General features: G+C 69.9%; 18 protein-coding genes. 2 read left to right on the top strand and 16 right to left on the bottom strand.

Going from position 1 to position 23,212, the window contains the following annotated elements:
• Nucleotides 1–818: 818 nt before the first annotated feature.
• The gene (ileS, locus tag StrepF001_RS07225; RefSeq protein ID WP_129797400.1) at nucleotides 819–3,962 is read left to right on the top strand and encodes an isoleucine--tRNA ligase; all 3,144 of its coding nucleotides are present in this window, start codon (nucleotides 819–821) and stop codon (nucleotides 3,960–3,962) included.
• A 325-nt stretch (nucleotides 3,963–4,287) separates the two neighbouring features.
• Here ileS and StrepF001_RS07230 read toward each other — a convergent pair whose 3' ends face one another.
• From StrepF001_RS07230 to rsmH, 16 genes are all read right to left on the bottom strand, one after another.
• Nucleotides 4,288–5,466 (bottom strand): DivIVA domain-containing protein, encoded by a 1,179-nt coding sequence (locus tag StrepF001_RS07230; RefSeq protein ID WP_129797401.1) that lies wholly within the window; start codon nucleotides 5,464–5,466, stop codon nucleotides 4,288–4,290.
• 55 nt (nucleotides 5,467–5,521) lie between these two features.
• A complete protein-coding gene (locus tag StrepF001_RS07235) occupies nucleotides 5,522–5,809 on the bottom strand; it encodes a YggT family protein (protein WP_129797402.1) in 288 nt (95 codons plus the stop codon).
• Between the two features lie 51 nt (nucleotides 5,810–5,860).
• The gene (gene sepF / locus StrepF001_RS07240; protein WP_129797403.1) at nucleotides 5,861–6,502 is read right to left on the bottom strand and encodes a cell division protein SepF; all 642 of its coding nucleotides are present in this window, start codon (nucleotides 6,500–6,502) and stop codon (nucleotides 5,861–5,863) included.
• 128 nt (nucleotides 6,503–6,630) lie between these two features.
• Nucleotides 6,631–7,350 carry a YggS family pyridoxal phosphate-dependent enzyme gene (locus StrepF001_RS07245; RefSeq protein WP_129797404.1) on the bottom strand — a complete coding sequence of 240 codons (720 nt, stop codon included), beginning with the start codon at nucleotides 7,348–7,350 and terminating at the stop codon, nucleotides 6,631–6,633.
• Between the two features lie 6 nt (nucleotides 7,351–7,356).
• Complete coding sequence (gene pgeF, locus StrepF001_RS07250) at nucleotides 7,357–8,088, bottom strand: peptidoglycan editing factor PgeF (protein ID WP_129797405.1); 732 nt, start codon at nucleotides 8,086–8,088, stop codon at nucleotides 7,357–7,359.
• Entirely contained in the window at nucleotides 8,085–9,275 is a 1,191-nt protein-coding gene (gene ftsZ, locus StrepF001_RS07255; protein WP_129797406.1) for a cell division protein FtsZ, read from the bottom strand. The genes pgeF and ftsZ overlap by 4 nt, the downstream gene beginning before the upstream one ends.
• Nucleotides 9,276–9,554: 279 nt before the next feature.
• Nucleotides 9,555–10,349, bottom strand: coding sequence for an FtsQ-type POTRA domain-containing protein (locus StrepF001_RS07260; protein ID WP_129797407.1), 795 nt, complete (start codon nucleotides 10,347–10,349; stop codon nucleotides 9,555–9,557).
• A gap of 143 nt (nucleotides 10,350–10,492) precedes the next feature.
• Nucleotides 10,493–11,590, bottom strand: a complete 1,098-nt coding sequence (murG, locus tag StrepF001_RS07270; RefSeq protein ID WP_129797408.1) for an undecaprenyldiphospho-muramoylpentapeptide beta-N-acetylglucosaminyltransferase — start codon at nucleotides 11,588–11,590, stop codon at nucleotides 10,493–10,495.
• 6 nt (nucleotides 11,591–11,596) lie between these two features.
• Nucleotides 11,597–12,949 carry a putative lipid II flippase FtsW gene (gene ftsW, locus StrepF001_RS07275; protein ID WP_129797409.1) on the bottom strand — a complete coding sequence of 451 codons (1,353 nt, stop codon included), beginning with the start codon at nucleotides 12,947–12,949 and terminating at the stop codon, nucleotides 11,597–11,599.
• A gap of 104 nt (nucleotides 12,950–13,053) precedes the next feature.
• A complete protein-coding gene (gene murD, locus StrepF001_RS07280; RefSeq protein WP_129797410.1) occupies nucleotides 13,054–14,478 on the bottom strand; it encodes a UDP-N-acetylmuramoyl-L-alanine--D-glutamate ligase in 1,425 nt (474 codons plus the stop codon).
• Nucleotides 14,460–15,551, bottom strand: a complete 1,092-nt coding sequence (gene mraY / locus StrepF001_RS07285) for a phospho-N-acetylmuramoyl-pentapeptide-transferase (protein ID WP_129797541.1) — start codon at nucleotides 15,549–15,551, stop codon at nucleotides 14,460–14,462. The genes murD and mraY overlap by 19 nt, the downstream gene beginning before the upstream one ends.
• On the bottom strand, nucleotides 15,551–16,957 hold the full coding sequence (gene murF, locus StrepF001_RS07290) for a UDP-N-acetylmuramoyl-tripeptide--D-alanyl-D-alanine ligase (protein ID WP_129797411.1): 1,407 nt from the start codon (nucleotides 16,955–16,957) through the stop codon (nucleotides 15,551–15,553). The genes mraY and murF overlap by 1 nt, the downstream gene beginning before the upstream one ends.
• Before the next feature lie 4 nt (nucleotides 16,958–16,961).
• Nucleotides 16,962–18,620, bottom strand: a complete 1,659-nt coding sequence (locus StrepF001_RS07295; RefSeq protein ID WP_206306776.1) for a UDP-N-acetylmuramoyl-L-alanyl-D-glutamate--2,6-diaminopimelate ligase — start codon at nucleotides 18,618–18,620, stop codon at nucleotides 16,962–16,964.
• Nucleotides 18,621–18,675: 55 nt separating this feature from the next.
• On the bottom strand, nucleotides 18,676–20,463 hold the full coding sequence (locus tag StrepF001_RS07300; protein WP_240797296.1) for a penicillin-binding protein 2: 1,788 nt from the start codon (nucleotides 20,461–20,463) through the stop codon (nucleotides 18,676–18,678).
• Nucleotides 20,445–21,185 carry a hypothetical protein gene (locus StrepF001_RS47320; protein WP_240797319.1) on the bottom strand — a complete coding sequence of 247 codons (741 nt, stop codon included), beginning with the start codon at nucleotides 21,183–21,185 and terminating at the stop codon, nucleotides 20,445–20,447. Before StrepF001_RS47320 ends, StrepF001_RS07300 begins: the two co-directional genes overlap by 19 nt.
• An 84-nt stretch (nucleotides 21,186–21,269) precedes the next feature.
• Complete coding sequence (rsmH, locus tag StrepF001_RS07310; RefSeq protein WP_129797414.1) at nucleotides 21,270–22,226, bottom strand: 16S rRNA (cytosine(1402)-N(4))-methyltransferase RsmH; 957 nt, start codon at nucleotides 22,224–22,226, stop codon at nucleotides 21,270–21,272.
• Nucleotides 22,227–22,584: 358 nt separating this feature from the next.
• On the opposite strand from rsmH, the gene StrepF001_RS07315 reads away from it, so the two are divergent.
• On the top strand, nucleotides 22,585–23,196 hold the full coding sequence (locus StrepF001_RS07315) for a carbonic anhydrase (protein WP_129797542.1): 612 nt from the start codon (nucleotides 22,585–22,587) through the stop codon (nucleotides 23,194–23,196).
• Nucleotides 23,197–23,212: the final 16 nt, after the last annotated feature.

Genomic DNA, 23,212 nt, shown 5'->3' on the forward strand with positions numbered 1-23,212 from the left:
CTCCGCCCCCCGCAGCACCCGTCGCCCCGCCCCCGTGCCCCCTGCCTACAGCCCCCCGCACCGTCTTCACTGCCTTGGCCACCGTCCGCCTCACGGTCGCCGCCCTTTGCGTGCTCTTCTTCCCGTCCACGTCCTTGGCCACGCCGCCGGAGGCACCCGTGGCGCGCGCGGTCCTCTCGGACCCCGACTGCTGTACGGCCGTCTTTTTCGCCACCATGGCCGCGGCCCCTTCACATATTGTGATTTTGCACGCGAATCGTGTTGGGACGATAAATCGACTTGAGTCCCGCGGCAACGGGGCATGCCACCCGATTCGCCCGCCCCGCGACCGCCACGCGGCCGGCATGCATGCGTTGTGCCCAGCTCCCCGCCGGGTAATCCGCCGAGTCGGACATCCCCGGATCGAAAGCCGCACACCTCACCATTCGGGTCATCTCACACATGTCCCCGCCCACCCCCCGGCGCCGGAAATCCGGTCGGCCGCTGTCCCCCCGGAGCCGTACACTGGGCGGAGCGAAAGCGTGGATGGGGACGAGTAGCGGCGTACGCAGCCCAGAGCGACCCGGGGACGGTGGAAGCCCGGGGGCGAGCGCGACGTGAAGATCACCCCGGAGCCGCCGGAAGAAAGCCGCAGGAAACCCACCGCGGCGAGTAGAACCGGCATCGCGACCCCAATGAGGGGGCTCACCGAGGCACACCATGCGTCGGCGGGCCAAGGAGGGTGGTACCGCGGGAGCGCGCCGAAAGCGGCGCAAGGAAAGACATGGCTCTCGTCCCTCCGGACGGAAGGCAGCAAGTCCGCCGGAGGAAGCTCGCAGATGACAACGCCGACGTACCGCCAGGTGCCCGCCCAGGTCGACCTGCCCGCCCTTGAGCACACCGTGCTCGACTTCTGGCGTGAGCAGAAGATCTTTGCCAAGAGCCTGGAGCAGTCCGAGGGCCGCCCCGAATGGGTGTTCTACGAAGGCCCGCCCACCGCCAACGGCATGCCGGGCGCCCACCACATCGAGGCGCGCGTCTTCAAGGACGTTTTCCCCCGCTTCCGCACCATGCGCGGCTACCACGTGGCCCGCAAGGCCGGCTGGGACTGCCACGGCCTCCCGGTGGAGCTGGCGGTGGAGAAGGAGCTCGGCTTCAGCGGCAAGCAGGACATCGAGGCGTACGGCATCGCCGAGTTCAACGCCAAGTGCCGCGAGTCGGTGACCCGCCACACCGACGCCTTCGAAGCGCTCACGACCCGCATGGGTTACTGGACCGACCTCAACGACCCGTACCGCACGATGGACCCCGAGTACATCGAGTCGGTCTGGTGGTCGCTCAAGGAGATCTTCAACAAGGGCCTGCTCGTCCAGGACCACCGCGTCGCCCCCTGGTGCCCCCGCTGCGGCACCGGCCTGTCCGACCACGAGCTGGCGCAGGGCTACGAGACGGTCGTCGACCCGTCGGTCTACGTCCGCTTCCCGCTCACCTCCGGCCCGCTGGCCGGCGAGGCCGCGCTCCTGGTGTGGACGACGACCCCCTGGACCCTGGTCTCCAACACGGCCGTCGCCGCCCACCCCGAGGTCACCTACGTCGTCGCGACGAACGGCGAGGAGAAGCTCGTCGTCGCCGAACCGCTCGTCGCCAAGGCGCTCGGCGAGGGCTGGGAGGCCACCGGCCAGACCTTCACCGGCGCCGAGATGGAGCGCTGGTCGTATCAGCGCCCGTTCGAGCTGGTCGAGTTCCCGGCGGACGTGGACACCCACTTCGTGGTCAACGCCGACTACGTCACCACCGAGGACGGCACCGGCCTGGTCCACCAGTCCCCCGCCTTCGGTGAGGACGACCTCCGGGTCTGCCGCTCCTACGGCCTGCCCGTCGTGAACCCCGTCCGCCCGGACGGCACCTTCGAGGAGGACGTCCCTCTGGTCGGCGGCGTCTTCTTCAAGAAGGCCGACGAAAAGCTCACCGAGGACCTCGGCAACCGCGGCCTGCTCTTCAAGCACCTGCCGTACGAGCACAGCTACCCGCACTGCTGGCGCTGTCACACCGCGCTCCTCTACTACGCACAGCCGTCCTGGTACATCCGCACCACGGCGATCAAGGACCGCCTCCTGGCGGAGAACGAGCGGACCAACTGGTACCCGGACACGGTCAAGCACGGCCGCTACGGCGACTGGCTGAACAACAACATCGACTGGGCCCTGTCCCGCAACCGCTACTGGGGCACCCCGCTGCCGATCTGGCGCTGCGAGGACGACCACCTCACGGTCGTCGGCTCCCGCGCCGAGCTCACCGAGCTCACCGGCACCGACCAGTCCGGCCTCGAACCGCACCGCCCGTACATCGACGACGTCACCTTCGCCTGCCCGCAGTGCCAGAAGACGGCCACGCGCGTGCCGGAGGTCATCGACGCCTGGTACGACTCGGGTTCCATGCCGTTCGCGCAGTGGGGCTACCCGTACAAGAACAAGGACCTCTTCGAGTCCCGCTACCCGGCGCAGTTCATCTCCGAGGCCATCGACCAGACCCGCGGCTGGTTCTACACGCTGATGGCGGTCGGCACGCTGGTCTTCGACAAGTCGTCGTACGAAAACGTCGTCTGCCTCGGCCACATCCTCGCCGAGGACGGCCGGAAGATGTCCAAGCACCTGGGCAACACCCTGGACCCGATCCCGCTGATGGACCGGCACGGCGCCGACGCGGTCCGCTGGTTCATGGCGGCCGGCGGCTCCCCGTGGGCGGCCCGCCGGGTCGGCCACGGCACCATCCAGGAGGTCGTCCGCAAGACGCTCCTGACGTACTGGAACACGGTCGCCTTCCAGGCCCTGTACGCCCGTACGTCCGGCTGGGCCCCGTCCGAGGCCGACCCGGCCCCGGCCGACCGCCCGCTCCTGGACCGCTGGCTGCTGTCCGAACTGCACGCGCTGACCGACCAGGTGACCCAGTCCCTGGAGGCGTACGACACCCAGCGCGCCGGCAAGCTGCTGTCGGCGTTCGTCGACGATCTGTCGAACTGGTACGTACGCCGCTCCCGGCGCCGCTTCTGGCAGGGCGACAAGGCGGCGCTGCGCACCCTGCACGAGGTCGTCGAGACGGTCACCAAGCTGATGGCACCGCTGACCCCGTTCATCACCGAGCGGGTCTGGCAGGACCTGGTCGTGCCGGTCACGCCGGGCGCCCCGGAGTCGGTGCACCTGGCGGCATGGCCGGAGGCGGACCTCACCGCCATCGACCCGGAGCTGTCGAAGCAGATGGTGCTGGTGCGCCGCCTGGTGGAGCTGGGCCGTGCCACGCGCGCGGAGTCGGGCGTCAAGACCCGCCAGCCGCTGAAGCGCGCGCTGATCGCGGCAACCGGCTTCGAGTCCCTGGACCGCGAACTGCACACGCAGATCACGGAGGAGCTGAACGTCGAGTCGCTCGCGTCGCTGAGCGAGGTCGGCGGCAGCCTGGTCGACACGACCGCGAAGGCCAACTTCCGCGCCCTGGGCAAGCGGTTCGGCAAGCGTGTCCAGGACGTGGCGAAGACCATCGCGAACGCGGACGCGGCCGCGCTGTCCCTCGCCCTGCGCGAGGGCACGGCCTCGGTGGAGGTCGACGGCGAGACGATCCCCCTGGCTCCCGACGAGGTGATCATCACGGAGACCCCGCGCGAGGGTTGGTCGGTGGCGTCCGACTCGGGCGCGACGGTCGCCCTGGACCTGGAGATCACGGAGGAACTCCGCCGCGCGGGCCTGGCCCGTGACGCGATCCGCCTGATCCAGGAGGCCCGCAAGAACAGCGGCCTCGACGTCGCCGACCGGATCACCCTGCGCTGGACGGCGACGGATCCGGCGGTCGTCGCGGCCCTGACCGAGCACGCGGAGCTGATCGCCGACGAGGTCCTCGCCCCGGACTTCGTCCAGGGCGAGGCGGACGACAGCTACGGCGACCCGTTCACGGACGAGTCCCTGACCCTGACGTTCCGCCTGCGCAAGGCGTAGCCACACGCAAGCCCGCAGCCTGCGGGCAGTCGGCGGGCATTCGTGCCTCCCCCAGTGCCTCAAGGGCCTGGGGGAGGCATCCCGCCGGCGCCGGGCAGTGCGACCCACCCCACCTCAGCCCCAGCCCCACGCACATCGAAGGCCCGGGCCGCCAAGAAATCTTGGTCGGCCCGGGCCTTCGGTGTTGCGTACGTAGGACACCACACCCACGCCCGAACAAACACAGCAAACCCCGTGAACTCGCGTAGCAAAAGGGCGGGGCCCCGGATCAAAATCCGGGGCCCCGCCCTGAACGCTGCCGACGCCTACGCCGTACTACGAACCGTCAGTTGTCGTCCTCGTCAATGAGGAACCCACGCATCGGCGACGGGGCCTGGCCCATGGGCGACGGCCCCTGCGGCCGGACCGGAGCCATCGGCTGGGTCATCGCCGGGGACATCTGCTGCTGACCGCCACCGTAGGAGGGCGCAGACGGAGCGGGCGCGCCGCCCATCGTCTGGTTGCCGCCGTACGACGGGGCGCTCGCACCGGCCGGGGCCATGGAAGGCGCCGGGGACGGCGGGAGCGACGCGGTCGCCGGGGTCCGCGGCGGGGCGAGCGAGTCGTCCGCCTGGGTCTCCAGCTGACGCAGCTGCGACTCCAGGTAGGACTTCAGTCGCGTGCGGTACTCGCGCTCGAAGCCGCGCAGGTCCTCGACCTTGCGCTCCAGCGTCGCGCGAGCGGACTCCAGGGAGCCCATCGCGACACGGTGCTTCTCCTGCGCGTCCCGCTCCAGCGCGTCGGCCTTGGCGCGCGCGTCGCGCTCCAGACCCTCGGCACGCGAACGTGCCTCACCGACGATCTTGTTGGCCTCGGAGCGGGCCTCGGCGATCGCCTGGTCGGCGGTCTGCTGGGCCAACGAGAGGACACGGGCGGCGCTGTCGCCGCCGGGGCCGCCCTGACCGGGCATGCCGGGGCCGCCCATCGGACCGCCCATGGGGCCCGGGCCCATCTGGCCCTGCATCGGACCCTGGCCCATCTGGCCCTGCATCGGACCCTGGCCCATCGGACCGGGACCCTGCGGACCCTGACCGCCGGGACCGGCGGGCAGCTGCGGTGCACCGCTCGGCAGCTGGGGCGGGCCACCCATGGGGCCACCCATCTGCTGCTGCGGCGGGCCCGATATGCCGGCGGGTACCGGAGCGCCCGGACCGCGCATGCCCTGCTGCGGCATACCGCCCTGCTGCGGCATACCGCCCTGCTGGGGCATACCGCCCTGCTGGGGCATGCCACCCTGCTGCTGGTCCTGCGGCTCCGGGGGCTTGCGCATGTTCTGCTGGTTCTGGGCAGCAGCACGCGTGGCCGCGGCCAGCTTGGCGCGCAGGTCCTCGTTCTCGCGGAGCAGGCGGGTCAGTTCGGCTTCGACCTCGTCGAGGAAGGCATCGACCTCGTCCTCGTCATAGCCTTCTCGGAGGCGGACGGTCGTGAACTGCTTGTTCCGCACGTCCTCGGGGGTCAACGGCATCTCTTCACCTCAACGTTGTCGTCGGCAGTCGGCAAGACCGTATCTGTCACATCGCTCACATCGCGCCCTGCACGAGCCTGATCAGGATGTAGACGATGATCATCAGTACGAAGAAGGACAGGTCGAGCGCCACGCCCCCGAGACGCAGCGGCGGAATGACCCGCCGCAGAAGCTTGAGCGGTGGATCAGTGACAGTGTAGGTGGCCTCCAGAACGACCACCATCGCCTTGCCGGGTTGCCATGAGCGGGCGAACTGGAAGACGTAGTCCATGACCAACCGGAAGATGAGCACGATGAGGAAGACCATCAGCGCGATGTAGAGAACCTGCAAGACCACGCTCATGACTGGTGCTTCCCTCTCCCCTGTTCCGTGCGTTCATTCCGGTGGTGCGTCTCAGCTCTGGTTGAAGAACCCGCCCTCTGCGATGCGAGCCTTGTCCTCCGCCGTGACATCGACGTTAGCAGGCGACAACAGGAACACCTTCTGCGTCACCCGCTCAATGCTGCCGTGAAGACCAAACACCAAACCGGCCGCAAAGTCGACAAGTCGCTTGGCGTCTGTGTCATCCATCTCAGTCAAGTTCATGATCACCGGGGTGCCTTCACGGAAGTGTTCCCCGATGGTACGGGCCTCGTTGTAGGTCCGCGGGTGAAGCGTGGTGATCCGGTAAGGCTCTCGTTCCGACACGACCTTGGGCATGATCACCGGTGCGTTCTTCTCCAGGCTTGCGCGTTCTTGTGTGATGGATGCCACGGGCGCGATGCGCGCCGGACGTCCCGATTCCGCGGGTAGCGAAGCGGAATGTGCGACCGGCTCGCGAGGCGCCGGAGGCTGCACCACCCGTACCGATTCTTCCCTTTGGGACTGATGTGCACCATGAGGCTGGTGCGACGGCTCGTGCCGCCGGTGGTCCCGCTCGGGCTCCGGATCCAGTTCGGGTTCGAAGTCGTCGTCGGGGTCGAAACCCCGGCCGTCGTACCCATCGTCCTCCACGAGGCCGAGGTAGACCGCCATCTTGCGCATCGCGCCGGCCATGCTCTGAGTCCTCCGCTCTGTGGTGGATCGGCTGACGACTGCCAAGTGCCCGCGATCCACGAGGTCGTTACGCCCGCCCTTCGACGGTAATGACCATATTTTCTGCTGTGGTCCGACTCTTGGCGACGTTACCGGAGCCTGGGGCGGACTCCGAGTACCGCAGTGCCGACGCGCACATGTGTCGCTCCGGCAGCCACGGCCTGTTCGAGGTCCGCACTCATGCCTGCCGAGACCATGGTGGCAGCCGGATGGGCCCTGCGCAGGTCAGTCGACAAATCCATCATCCGCTCGAATGCCGCCAGTTCGCGTCCGGCGTACTCTCCGGTGAGCGGTGCGACGGTCATCAGTCCGTCGAGCCTCAGCCCCTCGGCGGCCGCCACGCGGTCCGCCAACTCCCCGATTCCACCGGGCGCTACGCCACCCCGCTCACCTCTCCCGCCCTCGCCCGCGTCGAGCGCGACCTGGATCAGACAGCCCACCTCACGCCCGGCACGCACGGCCTCCTTGGACAGGGCTGTGACGAGCTTGGAACGATCGACGGACTGCACGAGATCCGCGTAACCGACCACGGAACGAACCTTGTTGGTCTGCAACTGACCCACAAAGTGCCAAATAAGAGGCAAATCCGAGCATTCGACTGCTTTGGGTGCCGCGTCCTGGTCGCGGTTCTCGGCGACATGACGCACACCGAGTTCCGACAGAACCCGCACATCGCTCGCGGGATAGGTCTTGGTGACCACGATCAGGGTCACCTCCTCGCGCGCTCGCCCGGCGGCCGCACAGGCCGCGGCGATACGCTCCTCCACTTTCGCCAGATTTGCGGCGAGTTCGTCCTTACGATCCGTCATGCCCCATCAGTCCAGCCAGACATAGCCCGCGAGCCGACCCGTGGTCCGGCCGCGGCGGTACGAGAAGTGGTCGTCCGACTCCAGCGTGCACACCGGTGACTGCGCCCGGTCGCCCACTCCGAAGCGTTCGAGCTGGGCGTGCACACCGGCGGCCACGTCGACCGCGGGCGTGCCCCAGCTCGTCTCGGCGTATGCCGCCGGCTCCACGGCGGCCACCTCGGCGCGCATCGGCTCGGGCACCTCGTAGCACCGGCCGCAGACGGCGGGTCCGGTGCGGGCGACGATGCGGTGCGGCTCGGCACCCAGTTCCATCATCGCGCGTAGCGCGGCGGGGACGACTCCGGCGATCATGCCGGGCCGGCCCGCGTGGGCCGCGGCGGCGATCCCGGCGACGGGGTCGGCGAGCAGTACGGGCACGCAGTCGGCGGTCAGGACCGCGAGGGCGCGGCCGCGGCGCACGGTGACGATCGCGTCGACCGGCGGAATCCCGGCCGTGGAGTCCCAGGGCCCGTCGACGACGGCCACGTCGTTGCCGTGCACCTGGTTCATCCAGACGACCTCACCGGGATCCAGTCCCAGCGACTTGGCCGCGAGCTCGCGGTTGGTGCGGACGGCCTGGGGGTCGTCGCCGACAGCCCCGCCGAGGTTGAGCTCCTCGTACGGAACGGCGCTCACCCCGCCCCACCTGTCGGTGAAAGCGAAGTGCGCGCCGTTCACGGTGTCGCGCTGCCCTATCACTTCAGGAAGTCCGGTACGTCCAGCTCCTCGGCCGCACTGTCCGCGTAGTTCCGCGACGTCGGGACCGGCGGGGGGGCCTGGAGGTCGCTCACCGGCTCCGGTGCGGGCTCCGGCTCCTCCTTCGGCTTCACGCTGCCGAGCGAGCCGAAGGACGGGCGGCTCTCGGGCTGCCGTACCGGAGTGGGCTCCTCGCGCTTGGGGGAGGAGGCGCCGAGCACGTTGTCCCGGCGGGCCGGCGGCTGGCCCCCGTCGAAGCCGGCCGCGATCACGGTGACCCGGACCTCGTCGCCGAGGGCGTCGTCGATGACCGCACCGAAGATGATGTTGGCCTCGGGGTGGGCGGCCTCGCTGACCAGCTGGGCGGCCTCGTTGATCTCGAACAGGCCGAGGTCGGAGCCGCCGGAGATGGAGAGCAGCACCCCCCGGGCGCCGTCGATGGATGCCTCGAGCAACGGCGAGGAGATCGCCATCTCGGCCGCGGCCACCGCGCGGTCGTCGCCGCGGGCCGAGCCGATGCCCATGAGGGCCGAACCGGCCTCGGACATGACCGACTTGACGTCGGCGAAGTCGAGGTTGATGAGGCCAGGGGTGGTGATGAGGTCGGTGATGCCCTGGACACCGGAGAGCAGGACCTGGTCCGCCGACTTGAAGGCGTCCAGGACCGAGACCTGGCGGTCCGAGATGGACAGCAGGCGGTCGTTCGGGATGACGATGAGGGTGTCGACCTCTTCGCGGAGCTCGGCGATGCCGTCCTCGGCCTGGTTGGCGCGGCGCCGTCCCTCGAAGGTGAACGGGCGGGTGACCACGCCGATGGTGAGGGCGCCCAGTGAGCGTGCGATGTTGGCCACGACGGGCGCGCCGCCGGTGCCGGTGCCGCCGCCTTCACCGGCCGTCACGAAGACCATGTCGGCCCCCTTGAGGACCTCCTCGATCTCCTCGCGGTGGTCCTCGGCGGCCTTGCGGCCGACGGCCGGGTTGGCTCCGGCGCCGAGTCCGCGGGTGAGTTCGCGGCCGACGTCGAGCTTGACGTCGGCGTCGCTCATCAACAGCGCCTGTGCGTCGGTGTTGATGGCGATGAACTCGACGCCCTTGAGACCGACCTCGATCATCCGGTTGATGGCATTGACACCACCGCCGCCGACACCGATGACTTTGATGACTGCGAGGTAGTTCTGCGGTGCTGCCACGTCGAAGGCCTCTCGCCTCGAGTTACGTGTCGCCGCCTCGCGGCCTTGCCGCGATCCGACGACTGATGCCGATGGGGACGGTCCATATCGCCGACCCGAACCCTAACGTTGAAGTTTAGGGTTACCAGTGTGTCTGTTCCCTGGAGTCTTCTGAACAGGACACTAAGTCGACAAGTGGCGCACGTTCAACGAACACGCCGAACCTCCCGTTTTTCTTTTCACCCTATGTGATCAGGCGTAGCGCTGCCCAACCAGGGTGCTGGCCTGCGCCGATGCCCGTCAACTCCCTGATGACGCAGGGGCGGTGGGAACGCTGACGTCGAAGTGCCGGGCGGCGGGGGCGGCTTTCATGAGAGCGGCGAGCGTACGGGCCTTCGCGCGCCCCTTCCCGCTGCTTCCCCACGCGACGGTCCGATCGCCGCTCAACTCCAGCGAGATGTCGTCGTAGGAACGGACCTTGACGATCCGGGTGTCGCGTGCGATCGCGGCCGGAAGGGCACCGGCGACGCGCACCGCCTCCCGCACCAGCCGGTGCTCGCCGAAGCGCCGGTGGCTGGCCGCGGCCGAACCCGACCGGGACATCGTCAATTCAAGAAGCGGGACGCCTTTCGGGGCCTCAGGAACCATGGCGAACCGGACACCCTCGTCGTCCACTTCCACGAACTCCGCGCCCTTTTCGACGAGCAGAACCGGAGTCCGCTCGGTCACTTTCAGACCGATTCCATGGGGCCAGGAACGGACCACATCAACTGCGTCAATTCGGGGCAATTTCTGACGAAGTCGCGCCTCAATCCCATCGGTGTCGACGGAAATCAGCGGCGATCCGAGCGGAACATCGGCGGCTTCGCGCACCTGCGCCGACGTCAGGACCCGGGTTCCGGAGACGGTCACGCGCTCCACGCGCAGCATCTGCGAGCCGTACAACAGCCAACCCCCGCCCGCGCCGAGGAGGACCAGCGCGATCGCGAGGATGATGATCGTACGAAGCCGGGGCGGTTTCAGCCGCCGGGCAGGGAGCGGACCGGACGACTCCTGCCGGCGCGCACCGCGTTCGGCGGTGGTGGATCCGACCACGCGCACTCCCTTTCCTGGCTCGGTTCGCCTCCAGGGCGCCTCAGCCGGTGTCGAGAGCCCGACCGTGCTCGACCCTTCGGGCCTCCGCGCGCTCGATCTCTCGACACCGGCGCGCCCCTTCGGCTCACTCGCCGATGCGTCTCCTAGCGATGTGCACGATTCGCGGCGATCGCCTCGTACACCATGCGGACGAGGAGTTCGTCGGCGTCCCGGCGGCCGAACTCGGCGGCGGCGCGGGACATCTCGTACAGCCGGTGCGGGTCGGCGAGCACGGGCAGGACGTTCTGCTGCACCCACTGAGGGGTGAGTTCCGCGTCGTCGACCAGCAGTCCGCCGCCGGCCTTGACCACCGGCTGGGCGTTCAGCCGCTGTTCGCCGTTGCCGATGGGCAGCGGGACGTAGGCGGCCGGGAGTCCGACGGCGGAGAGTTCGGCGACGGTCATCGCGCCGGCGCGGCAGAGCATCATGTCGGCCGCGGCGTACGCGAGGTCCATCCGATCCAGGTAACTTACCGGGATGTAGGGGGGCATTCCCGGCATCTGGTGCACCTGCGGCAGTTCGTTCTTCGGGCCGACCGCATGCAGGATCTGGATCCCGGCCTGCTGGAGCCACGGAGCGACCTGCTGGACCACCTCGTTGAGGCGGCGGGCGCCCTGCGAACCGCCGGAGACGAGCAGGGTCGGCAGGTTCGGGTCGAGGCCGAACATCGCGCGGGCTTCGGGGCGCACGGCGGCCCGGTCGAGGGTGGCGATGGAGCGGCGCAGCGGGATGCCGATGTAGCGGGCGTCACGCAGCTTGCTGTCCGGCGTGGAGACGGCAACCTTGGCGGCGTACCGCGAGCCGATCTTGTTGGCGAGGCCGGGGCGGGCGTTGGCCTCGTGGATGACGATCGGCACACCGAGGCGCTTGGCGGCCAGGTAGCCGGGCAGGGCGACATAGCCGCCGAAACCGACCACCGCGTCCGCCTTGGTGCGCTCCAGGATCTGCTCGGCCGCCTTGATCGTGCCACGCAGCCGGCCCGGGACGGTGATCAGCTCTGGGGTGGGCTTGCGCGGCAGGGGTACGGCAGGGATCAGCGCGAGTTCGTACCCGCGCTCGGGTACGAGTCGGGTCTCCAGGCCGCGCTCCGTGCCCAGGGCCGTGATTCCCACGGTCGGGTCCTGCCTGCGCAGGGCGTCCGCGAGGGCGAGCGCGGGCTCGATGTGGCCGGCGGTCCCTCCGCCGGCGAGTACGACATGCACCGAAATTCACCGCTCTCCGGACGTACGCGCCGCCGAGGCGCGCCGTCGCATCGTGTTCCATCTCCGAGGCCCCTGAGAGCCCCCAGCCCCCCGTTTTCTACCAAAGCGGGGTTGCCGCATCGCAAGCGCCGCCCGCGCAGCGGGCTCGTCGCGCGCGAAGGCGATCAGCAGCCCGATGGCGAACATGGTCGGCAGCAGGGCGGATCCCCCGTAGGAAAACAGCGGGAGGGGGACGCCGGCGATCGGCAGCAGACCGAGCACCGCACCGATGTTGATCACGGCCTGGGCCGTGATCCAGGTGGTCACGCCTCCCGCGGCATACCTCACGAAGGGGTCCTCCGTGCGTCCGGCCACGCGGATGCCTGCATAGCCTAGAGCGGCGAAGAGGGCGAGCACCGACAGCGTCCCCGCCAGGCCCAGTTCCTCACCGGTGACGGCGAAGATGAAGTCGGTGTGCGCTTCGGGGAGTTGACCCCATTTTTCCACACTTGCGCCAAGTCCGGAACCGAAGAATCCGCCGGAGGCGAGGGCGTAGATCCCGTGCACGGCCTGCCAGCAGGAGCCGTCGGGGCCCATCTCGGTGGCACCGATGCAGCGGAACCGGTCCAGCCGGTTGGAACTGCTCTGGATGAGGACCGTGCCGATCACCGCGGCCACCGCCAGCACCCCGACGAACAGCCGGGTCGGTGCTCCCGCCAGCCACAACAACCCGAACAGGATCGCCGTGACGATGATCCCCGTGCCCATGTCGCCGCCGAGCATGATCAGCCCGAGCAGCATGAAGGCGGCCGGCACGAGCGGCACCAGCATGTGCTTCCACTGCGCCAGCAGCTTCTTGTCCTGTTTGCGGGCGAGCAGGTCGGCGCCCCACAGCACCAGCGCGAGCTTGCCGAACTCACTGGGCTGGATCTGGAAGGAACCGCCCAGGGCGATCCAGTTCTGGTTGCCGTTGACCGCAATCCCTATCCCCGGCACCTGCACCAGGGCCATCAGGAAGACGGCGCCCGCCAGGATCGGGTAGGCCAGCGCCCGGTGCAGCTTCACCGGCATCCGCGACGCGGCGAACAGCAGCCCGGCGCCGATGAGGGCGGCCAGCATCTGCTTGCGGAAGAAGTACGACCCCGGCAGGGACATCTGCAGGGCGGTGATCTGGGAGGCCGAGTAGACCATCACCAGGCCCAGCACGGTGATCAGCAGACTGCCGCCGAGGATCAGGTAGTACGCGGTCAGCGGCCGGTCCCACGCTCTGCGCGCACGCGTGGAGATGCGTACGAAGGGGTTCTCGCGCGGCGGCCGGGGTGCGGCGGGCCTGCGGACGGGCCGCCGGACCGGAGGACGCCCCGTACGGCTGCCGGACATCACCGGCTGCCACCGGCGGGTACCCGCCGACCAAACCCGAGCCACATCCGAGTCACCCGTCCCTCCAAGGGTCCCGAAGCACCCGCCGTGGCCGAGACCCGCCGTCAGGCGCCCGCGCCGAGTTCGCGAACCGCCTCCGCGAACGCCTCTCCGCGCTTGTTGTAGTTGGCGAACATGTCCATGGAGGCACAGGCCGGTGCCAAGAGCACCGTGTCTCCGGCAACGGCGAGTCGCCGGGCCTCCCGGACCGCCGCGAGCATCGCCCCAGTGTCGGTCCGGTCGAGGTCGACGACGGGTACTTCCGGGGCGTGTCGCGCGAGGGCGTCACGGATCAGGGCACGATCGGCACCGATGAGGACGGCTCCGCGAAGTCGCTTGGCCGACTTGGCGACGAGTTCGTCGAAGGTGGCGCCCTTCGCCAGTCCGCCGGCGATCCACACGATCGACTCGTAGGCCGCCAACGAGGCTTCTGTCGCATGGGTGTTGGTGGCCTTGGAGTCGTCGACGTATGCAACCCCGTCCACGTCGGCGACGTGCGCGATGCGGTGGGCGTCCGGCGTGAAGGCCCGCAGCCCGTCCCGTACGGCCTCGGGCGGCACACCGTAGGCGCGCGCGAGGGCCGCTGCGGCAAGGGCGTTGGCGATGTTGTGCGGGACGGGCGGGTTGACGTCGGAGACCTCGGCGAGCTCCTGGGCGTTCTTCTGCCGGTCCTCGACGAAGGCACGGTCCACCAGGATGCCTTCCACGACGCCGAGTTGGGACGGCGCGGGCGTGCCCAGCGTGAAGCCGACGGCCCGGCAGCCTTCTTCGACGTCGGCCTCGCGCACCAGGTCCTCGGTGGCCTTGTCGGCCGCGTTGTAGACGCAGGCGACGCGATTCCCTTCGTAGATACGGCCCTTGTCGGCGGCGTACGCCTCCATGGAGCCGTGCCAGTCGAGGTGGTCGGGGGCGAGGTTGAGGACGGCGGCGGAGTGGGCACGCAGCGAAGGCGCCCAGTGGAGCTGGTAGCTGGAGAGTTCGACCGCCAGGACGTCGTACTGCTCGTCGCCGAGCACCGCGTCCAGCAGCGAGACGCCGATGTTGCCGACGGCGGCCGTGCGCAGGCCGGCCGTCTTCAGGATCGAGGCGAGCATCTGGACGGTGGTGGTCTTGCCGTTGGTGCCGGTGACGGCGAGCCAGGGGGCGGCGTCGGGGCCACGCAGGCGCCAGGCCAGTTCGACGTCGCCCCAGATCTCGATGCCGGCTTCGTGCGCCGCCGCGAACAGCGGCTTGTCCGGCTTCCAGCCGGGCGCGGTGACGATCAGCTCGGTGCCCTCCGGCAGGGTGGCGCCGTCGCCGAGGCGGACCTTGACGCCCAGGGCCTGGAGCTCGGCCGCCTGCGCCCGCGCCCGGTCGTCGTCGCCGTCGTTGACGACGGTGACGAGCGCGCCCAGGCCGTGCAGGACCTTGGCCGCCGGGACGCCGGAGACGCCGAGCCCGGCGACGGTGACGTGCTTGCCCTGCCAGTTGGTCACTTTTCCGCTGCCCATCCCGCATAGAAGAGGCCCAGTCCGACGATCACACAGATGCCCTGAATGATCCAGAAGCGGACCACGACGAGCACTTCGGACCAGCCCTTGAGTTCGAAGTGGTGCTGGAGTGGCGCCATCCGGAAGACCCGCTTCCCGGTGAGGCGGAAGGAACCGACCTGGATGACCACCGACATGGTGATGAGGACGAACAGGCCACCGAGGATGGCGAGCAGCAGCTCGGTGCGGGAGCAGATGGCCAGACCGGCGAGCACACCGCCGAGCGCCAGCGAACCGGTGTCGCCCATGAAGATCTTGGCGGGCGAGGTGTTCCACCACAGGAAGCCGAGGCAGGCTCCCATGAGGGCGGCGGAGACGACCGCGAGGTCGAGGGGGTCGCGCACCTCGTAACAGGCGTTGGGGTTGGTCAGGTCCAGCGCGTTGGCGCAGGACTCCTGGAACTGCCAGACGCCGATGAAGGTGTAGGCGCCGAAGACGAGGACGGAGGCGCCGGTGGCCAGACCGTCGAGCCCGTCGGTGAGGTTCACGCCGTTCGACATCGCGAGGATCATGAACAGCGCCCAGACCACGAACAGCACCGGGCCGATGGTCCAGCCGAAGTCCGTGATGAAGGACAGTTTCGTGGACGCCGGGGTGTTGCCGCGGGCATCCGCGAACTGCAGCGAGAGCACGGCGAAGGCAATACCGACGATCAGCTGGCCGGCCATCTTCGCCTTGGCCCGCAGACCCAGCGAACGCCGCTTGACGATCTTGATGTAGTCGTCCAGGAAGCCGACCAGACCCATCCCGACCATCAGGCCGAGTACCAGCAGACCCGAGAAGGTCGGCGCCGCGTCGGCCTCGGGGTCCAGATAGCTCGTGACCACCTTGGCCAGGAAGTACGCGGCGACCGTCGCCAGGATGAAGGCGATACCGCCCATGGTCGGCGTACCGCGCTTGCTGGCGTGCTCGCGGGGGCCGTCGTCGCGGATGTACTGACCGTAGCCCTTGCGGGCGAGCAGCTTGATCAGCAGCGGGGTGCCGACCAGGGTCAGGAAGAGGCCAATGACTCCTGCGAACAGGATCTGCTTCATCATCGGGCGGCAACCTCACCCTCGGCACCGTTCTCGATGAGCGCCTGCGCCACGCTCTCGAGCCCGACCGACCGGGACGCCTTCACGAGTACGACGTCTCCCGGGCGCAACTCGCTGCGCAACAGGTCGACCGCCGCCTGTGCGTCGGACACGTGCACCGACTCCTCACCCCACGAACCCTCGTTATATGCGCCCAGTTGCAGCCAGGACGCTTCCCTGCCCCCGACCGCGACGAGCTTGCTGACGTTGAGCCGGACGGCGAGCCGTCCGACCGCGTCGTGCTCGGCGAGCGCCTCGTCCCCGAGCTCGGCCATCTTGCCGAGCACCGCCCACGTACGGCGCCCCTTGCCCATGGCCACAAGGGCGCGCAGGGCAGCCCGCATGGACTCGGGGTTCGCGTTGTAGGCGTCGTTGACGACCGTCACGCCGTCCGGGCGCTCGGTGACCTCCATACGCCAGCGGGAGAGGGAGCCTGCCTCGGAGAGCGCGGTGGCGATCTCTTCCGCGGACATGCCCAGCTCATGGGCGACGGCGGCCGCGGCGAGCGCGTTCGACACGTGGTGCTCACCGTACAGGCGCATGGTCACATCACTGCACCCGGAGGGTGTGCGAAGGGTGAAAGAGGGCTGGCCGGTGTCCGTCAGGTGCACGTTCTCGGCGCGTACGTCCGCTTCGTCGGCCTCTCCGAAGAGGATCACCTTCGCCTTCGTACGGGATGCCATGGCGCGTACGAGGGGGTCGTCGGCGTTGAGGATCGCGGCTCCCTCTTCGGGAAGCGCCTCGACCAACTCGCCCTTCGCCTGGGCGATCTGCTCGCGGCCGCCGAACTCGCCGATGTGCGCGGTGCCCACGTTCAGCACCAGGCCGATGTGCGGGGGCGTCAAGCCGGTGAGGTAGCGGATGTGGCCGATGCCGCGGGCACCCATCTCCAGGACGAGGAACCTCGTCTCCTCGGTGGCACTCAGTGCGGTCAGCGGCAGCCCGATCTCGTTGTTGAACGATCCCGGCGTCCAGACCGTCGGTGCCTTGCGCTGGAGCACCTGGGCGATGAGGTCCTTGGTGCTGGTCTTGCCCGCGGAGCCGGTGAGCGCCACCAGGGTGGTGCCGAGCTTGCGCACGACGTGCCGGGCGAGGGCGCCGAGGGCCGTCTGGACGTCGTCGACGACGATCGCGGGCACACCGACGGGGCGGGAGCCCAGAATCGCGGCTGCACCCGCCTCGATCACGGCCCCGGCGTAGTCGTGGCCGTCCACGCGCTCGCCGACGAAGGCGGCGAAGAGGCTGCCGGGCTCCACCTCGCGGGAGTCCCGGACGACCGGCCCGGTCACCTGCACCGACGGATCCGGTATGTCGTACGTCTGCCCGCCGACGACTTCTGCGATCTCGGCGAGAGAGAGGGCGATCACAAGTTCATCCCTGGGTCTTCTGGATAGCTTCGCGAAGCACCTGGCGGTCGTCGAAGGGACGGACCACCCCGGCGATGTCCTGGCCCTGCTCGTGGCCCTTGCCCGCGACCAGCACGGTGTCCCCGGGCTGTGCGCGGTCGACGGCGGCGGCGATCGCGGCGGCCCGGTCCTCGAAGAGGAGCACTTCGCCGCGTTCGTGCGCGGGCACCGAGGCCGCGCCCTCGAGCATGGTCGCGAGGATCGCGAGGGGGTCCTCGGAGCGAGGGTTGTCGGAGGTCAGTACGGCGATGTCGGCGAGCCGGGCCGCGGCGGCGCCCATGGGGCCCCGCTTGTTCCTGTCCCGGTCGCCGCCGCAGCCGAGGACGACGTGCAGCCGGCCCTTGGTGACCTTGCGCAGCGCCTTGAGCACGGATTCGACGGCGTCGGTCTTGTGGGCGTAGTCGACGACGGCGAGGTACGGCTGTCCGGCGTCCACGCGCTCCAGGCGGCCGGGCACGCCCGGCACGGCGGCGATGCCGTCGGCGGCGGTCTGCGGGTCGAGACCGGCGGCGGCGAGGGCGACGATCGCGGCGAGGGTGTTGGCCACGTTGAAGGGGCCCGGCAGCGGCGACCTGGCGCCGATCCGCTCGCCGTTCGGGCCGATCACGGTGAACGGCGAGTCCAGCGGGCCGACCGTGACGTCCTCGGCGCGCCAGTCGGCGTCGGGGTGGCCCTCGGCGGAGTAGGTGACAACCGGGACGGTGGCCTCGCGGGCGAGCCTGCGGCCGTACTCGTCGTCGATGTTGACGACGCCGAGACGGCTGCGTTTCGGCGTGAACAGCTGCGCCTTGGCCCGGAAGTAGTCCTCCATGTCGGAGTGGAACTCCATGTGTTCCGGGCTGAGGTTGGTGAAGACGGCCACATCGAAGACGCAGCCGTCGACCCGGCCGAGGACCAGCGCGTGGCTGGAGACCTCCATGGCGACCGCCCGGACGCCGCGTTCGCGCATGACGGCGAACAGGGCCTGGAGGTCGGTGGCTTCGGGGGTGGTGCGCTCGGACTTGATGCGCTCGTCACCGATGCGCGTCTCGACGGTGCCGATCAGTCCGGCCGAACGGCCGCCCGTCCGCAGACCGCCCTCGACGAGGTAGGCGGTCGTGGTCTTGCCGGACGTGCCGGTGATGCCGATCTGCAGCAGATCGTGGCCGGGCCGGCCGTAGATCGTGGCCGCCAGTTCGCCCATCCGCGCGCGCGGATGCTCGACGGTGAGGACCGGCAGGCCCGTGGCGGCGGCGCGTTCGGCGCCGGCCGGGTCGGTGAGCACGGCGACCGCGCCGAGGCCGACGGCCTGGGTGACGAAGTCGGCTCCGTGCGCGCGGGCGCCTGGCAGGGCGGCGTACAGGTCGCCGGGGTGGACGGCCCGCGAGTCGTGGGTGATGCCGGTGACCTCGACGGTGCCGGCCGGTGCGGCGACACCCAGCTGGTCGGCGAGCTCCGCGAGGGGTGTGGCGGAGACCCGTTCCGGCCGTGGCGGGCCCGGATATGTCACGGGAACGCCCTTCTGGGTGGTTTGGGACTGATCAGCGTGTGGCACGGCGGTGAGCGTACCGGGCGCACCCGCTCCGGAGCGAAGTGAGGGGCGAGGGACGCTCTGGTCCTCGGGATCGGGGGTGATCGTTGTCACGGGTGGTTCCTGGGTGCTCGGTGCTGAACGGATGGTTCCGGCTGCTCGCCGCTGATCAGGGTTTGAAGGTGACCGGGAGTTTCGCCGGTGGCGTCCCGGTCGGCGGAACCTGGAGGGTCTTCAGGGCGAACTCCATCACCTTCTTGTAGACGGGGCCGCAGATCTGGCCGCCGAAGTAGCTGCCCTCGGTGGCGTTCTGGATGGCGCAGTACACGGTGACACGGGGCTTGTCCGCGGGTGCGAATCCGGCGAAGGAGGAGGTGTAGCCGCGGTACTTGCCGGTGGCCGGATCCACGCGGTTGGCCGTGCCGGTCTTGCCCGCGACCCGGTAGCCGGGGATGCGGGCCTTGGTGCCGGTGCCCTCCCTGTCGTCGACGACCGACTCCAGCATCCGGGCGAGCGTCCTGGCCGTCTTCTCGCTGACGACCCGCGTCTTCTCCGGCTTCGGGGCGGGCGTGAAGACGCCGTCGGGTCCCTGCGTGCCGCGCACCAGCGTGGGTTCCACGCGTACGCCGCCGTTGGCGACCGTCGAGTAGACGGACGCCGCCTGCATCGCGTTGATGGAGACGCCCTGGCCGAAAGGAATCGTGTACTGCTGCGACGTCGACCAGGTGTCCGGGGAGGCGAGGATGCCCTTGGTCTCACCGGGGAAGCCGAGCCCGGTGTAGCTGCCGATGCCGAACTTGCGCAGGTACTTGTACAGCACCCGGTTGGCCTCCGCCTGGTTCTTGCCGAGCTGGCCGGTCGCCAGGATGGTGCCGATGTTGCTGGATTTGGCGAGCACGCCGTTGAGCGTGAGGTACCAGGTCGGGTGCTCGACGTCGTCCTTGAAGAGCCGGTCGCCGCGGTGCAGCCGGTTGGGTACGACGACATGCGTGGCGGGCGTGGCGACGTTCTCCTCCAGTACGGCGGCCATCGACATCACCTTGGCGGTGGAACCGGGCTCGTAGGCGTCCTGGACGGCCGCGTTGCCCATGGCGGTCGCGTCGGCCGTGGTGAGGTCGTTGGGGTCAAAACCGGGCGAGTTGGCCATGGCGAGGATCTCGCCGGTGGCGGTGTCCTGCACGATGACATAGCCGCGGTCCGCCTTGGACTCCTTCACCTGTTCGGCGATGGCGTTCTGCGCGGCCCACTGGATGTCCCGGTCGATGGTCAGCTCGATGTCGGAGCCGGGCACCGCGGGGGTCTCGGTGGAGCCGACGGTGGGCACCTGGTGGCCGCCGGACTGGGCGTAGCGGATCTTGCCGTCCTCGCCGGCCAGCTGTCCGTTCAGCTGCTGCTCGATGCCGCCGCCGCCCTTGCCCTCGGCGTTGACCCAGCCCAGTATTCCGGCGGCCAGGTCGCCGTTCGGGTACACGCGCTTGCTGCTGGGTTCGGCGAGGATACCGGCGAGGACGTTGACCGTGCTCTTGTCGGTCTCCGCCTTGTCGGCGAGCGCGGTCCTCAGGTCCTTGATCTGCTTCCAGACCTGCGGGGTCTGCCGGCCGGCGAGCTTGACGTAGCGGAGCTTCTTGTCCTCGGGCCGGAGCTTGCGGGCGAGCTCGGCCTGGTCCTGGCCGAGGATCGGGGCGAGGAGGGCGGCCGCCTGCTCGGGCCCGTCGCCGATCTCCAGCTGCTCGGGGGTGAACAGCGTGGGGTCGGCCGTGATGTCGTACGCGTCCACGCTGGTCGCCAGGGCCACGCCGGTGCGGTCGGTGATCTCGCCGCGCTGGGCGGCGAGGGTGTGCACCACGTACCGGTTCCGCTCGGCCTTCGCGGCGTATGCGCTCGCATCGACGGCCTGCACCTGGAGCAGCCGTACGACGAACACGAGCAGTACGAGGGTCAGCGCCAGGCCGACCATGCGCAGGCGGGGCCGGGGGCTGCCGAGCCGGATGACGCGCGGTGCCGGAGAACGGGGCGGGGCCGGACGACGGGCCGGGCGGGCGCCGGGGCCGGGCGCCGTGCGCTGCCGGAGCGGTCGGGCCGTGCGGGTCCGGGCACGCGGCGGTGCGGCGCTTCCCTGTCGGTCACTTCCGTCACCTGCCGGGGGTCGTGGTCGGGGTGGAGGTGGAGCGGGGTGGGGGTGGATGCCGGGCGGGGTGCGGCGGGGGCCGTGCGGGCGGCCGGGGTGGGGCTCGGGGCCGGGGAGCCGAACGGCGTCGGGCTGGCCGCGCCCGGCGGGAGCTCATCGGTCATCGCCTCGGGGGCCAGGACGAACGGCGTGCGCACGGAGGCCTGCCCGGCGGCGGAGGGGGCGCCCTTGACGGTGCCGTCGGGATCGAGGAAGGCGGGGTCCCCGCCGGGCACCATGCCGAGTTCGCGGGCGCGGCGCTGGAGGGCGTCGGGGGCGGAGTAGGCGTCGATGTCCCGCTGGAGGGCCTGTTCCTCATCGGTGAGGTTCTTGGTCTCCTTCTGCAGGTCGTCGAGTCGGAACGACCCTTCGCTGAGTGCCGAGTTCAGCACCAGCAGTCCGATGAGACCGCCGCCCAGCAGAAGGACGACCAGCAGGACGAACGGAGTCCGGGCGGCCTGCCCCCGACCGGTGGGAAGAAGCCGCGCGAGGCGGGCGGCCCTCCCCTTCAGCTCGGGTTTCCTGCTCGGTTCGGGTTTCCTACTCACTCGCCCTCCCCCGGGCTCGGTACCCGGACGCCCGCCCTTGCCGCCGCCTCACTCGACGTCCTCCCTGATGCGCTGGGCCGCGCGCAGTCGCGCAGGGGCTGCCCTGCGGTTCTCGGCGATCTCTTCCTCGCTGGGAAGTTCGGCACCGCGCGTGAGCAGCTTGAGCCGGGGCTGGTACTGCTCGGGCACCACCGGCAGCCCGGGCGGCGCGGTGCTTGCGGCGCCGGCCGCGAACACCTGCTTGACCAGCCGGTCCTCCAGCGAGTGGTACGACAGCACGGCGATCCGCCCGCCCACGCCGAGGGCCTGCACAGCGGCCGGGATCGCCCGCTCCAGCACGGCGAGTTCGCCGTTGACCTCGATACGCAGGGCCTGGAAGGTGCGCTTGGCCGGGTTGCCGCCGGTCCGCTTGGCGGCCTGCGGCAGCGCGTCCCGGATCACCTCGACGAGCCGCCCGCTGTTCGTGAACGGCTCCTTCTCCCGTTCGCGTACGACGGCGGCGACGATCCGCTTGGCCTGCTTCTCCTCGCCGTACGCGCGCAGGATCCGCACCAGCTCACCCGCCGGGTAGGTGTTGAGGACCTCGGCGGCGCTGATGCCGGTCGTCTGGTCCATGCGCATGTCGAGCGGGGCGTCCTGCGCGTAGGCGAAGCCGCGGTCGGCCTCGTCGAGCTGCATGGAGGAGACCCCGAGGTCGAACAGAACGCCCTGTACGCGCCCGGTGCCGAGCCGGTCGAGGACGTCGGGCAGCTCGTCGTAGACGGCGTGCACGAGCGTGGCGCGGTCGCCGTACGGGGCGAGCCGCTCGCCGGACAGGCGCAACGCCTCCTTGTCGCGGTCGAGGGCGACGAGCCGGGCCTCGGGGAAGCGGGCGAGCAGTGCCTCGCTGTGGCCGCCGAGGCCGAGCGTGCAGTCGACGACGACCGCTCCGGGGGCCTGGAGGGCGGGGGCCAACAGGTCCAGGCACCGCTGGAGCATCACCGGGACGTGTCGACTCTTGCTCAAGGGGCCCTCTCAGGTCCGGCGGGCCGTACGCACCGCCGGGTCCCCGCCCGCTCGTGAAGGGGAGGCCTGCCGGCGCCGGAAGCGTCAGCCGGCCGGGAGCGGGTGGAGGCCGAGCCGTACGTACGCGCCGCGCACGTGGGGAGATCTCCGGCAGCAGTGCCGGGGTCTTCGGGAAGTTCAGTCCAGCGGGGAGAGCCTCGCCTCCCGCTTTCGCGTCACTTTAGTCCACCCTGTCTCGCGGTCAATCAACCGGCCTGCGCGTCGCGGCGGCCGACGGCGAGGAAGCGGCAAACCGGAAGGAACCACTCGAACGGACGCACCCTTCTCACGCCTGTGGGTTAGCTCACAACACGGCATGATGACGCTCTTTGTCCTCCCTCACAGCAGGACCGGATCGCCCGTGACCAGTACCGTCGTCACCATGACGACTTCCGCATCGGTTCCCGCCGGCTCCGAGGACGCCATAACCCGCGTCGGCACCGTCACCGACCGTCTCGTCGAGGCGAACGAGCGGTACGCCACCGCCTTCACCGACCCGGGTATGGACGCCCGCCCCGTCCTCCGCGTGGCCGTCGTGGCCTGCATGGACGCCCGACTCGACCTGCACGCCGCGCTCGGCCTGGAGCTCGGCGACTGTCACACCATCCGCAACGCGGGCGGTGTCGTCACCGACGACGTGATCCGCTCGCTCACCATCAGCCAGCGCAAGCTCGGCACGCGCAGCATCGTCCTCATCCACCACACCGGATGCGGTCTGGAGAGCCTCACCGAGGAGTTCCGCACCGAGCTGGAGCTGGAGGTGGGCCAGCGCCCGGCCTGGGCGGTGGAGTCCTTCCGGGACGTCGACCAGGACGTACGGCAGTCGATGCAGCGCGTGCGCACCTCGCCGTTCCTGCTGCACACCGACGACGTGCGCGGCTTTGTCTTCGACGTGCGGACGGGTCTGCTGCGCGAGATCGACCCGGCGTGACCGTCACCCGGCGTTC

The sequence above is a fragment of the Streptomyces sp. F001 genome (genome assembly GCF_004187715.1).
Lineage (GTDB): Bacteria > Actinomycetota > Actinomycetes > Streptomycetales > Streptomycetaceae > Streptomyces > Streptomyces flavusporus.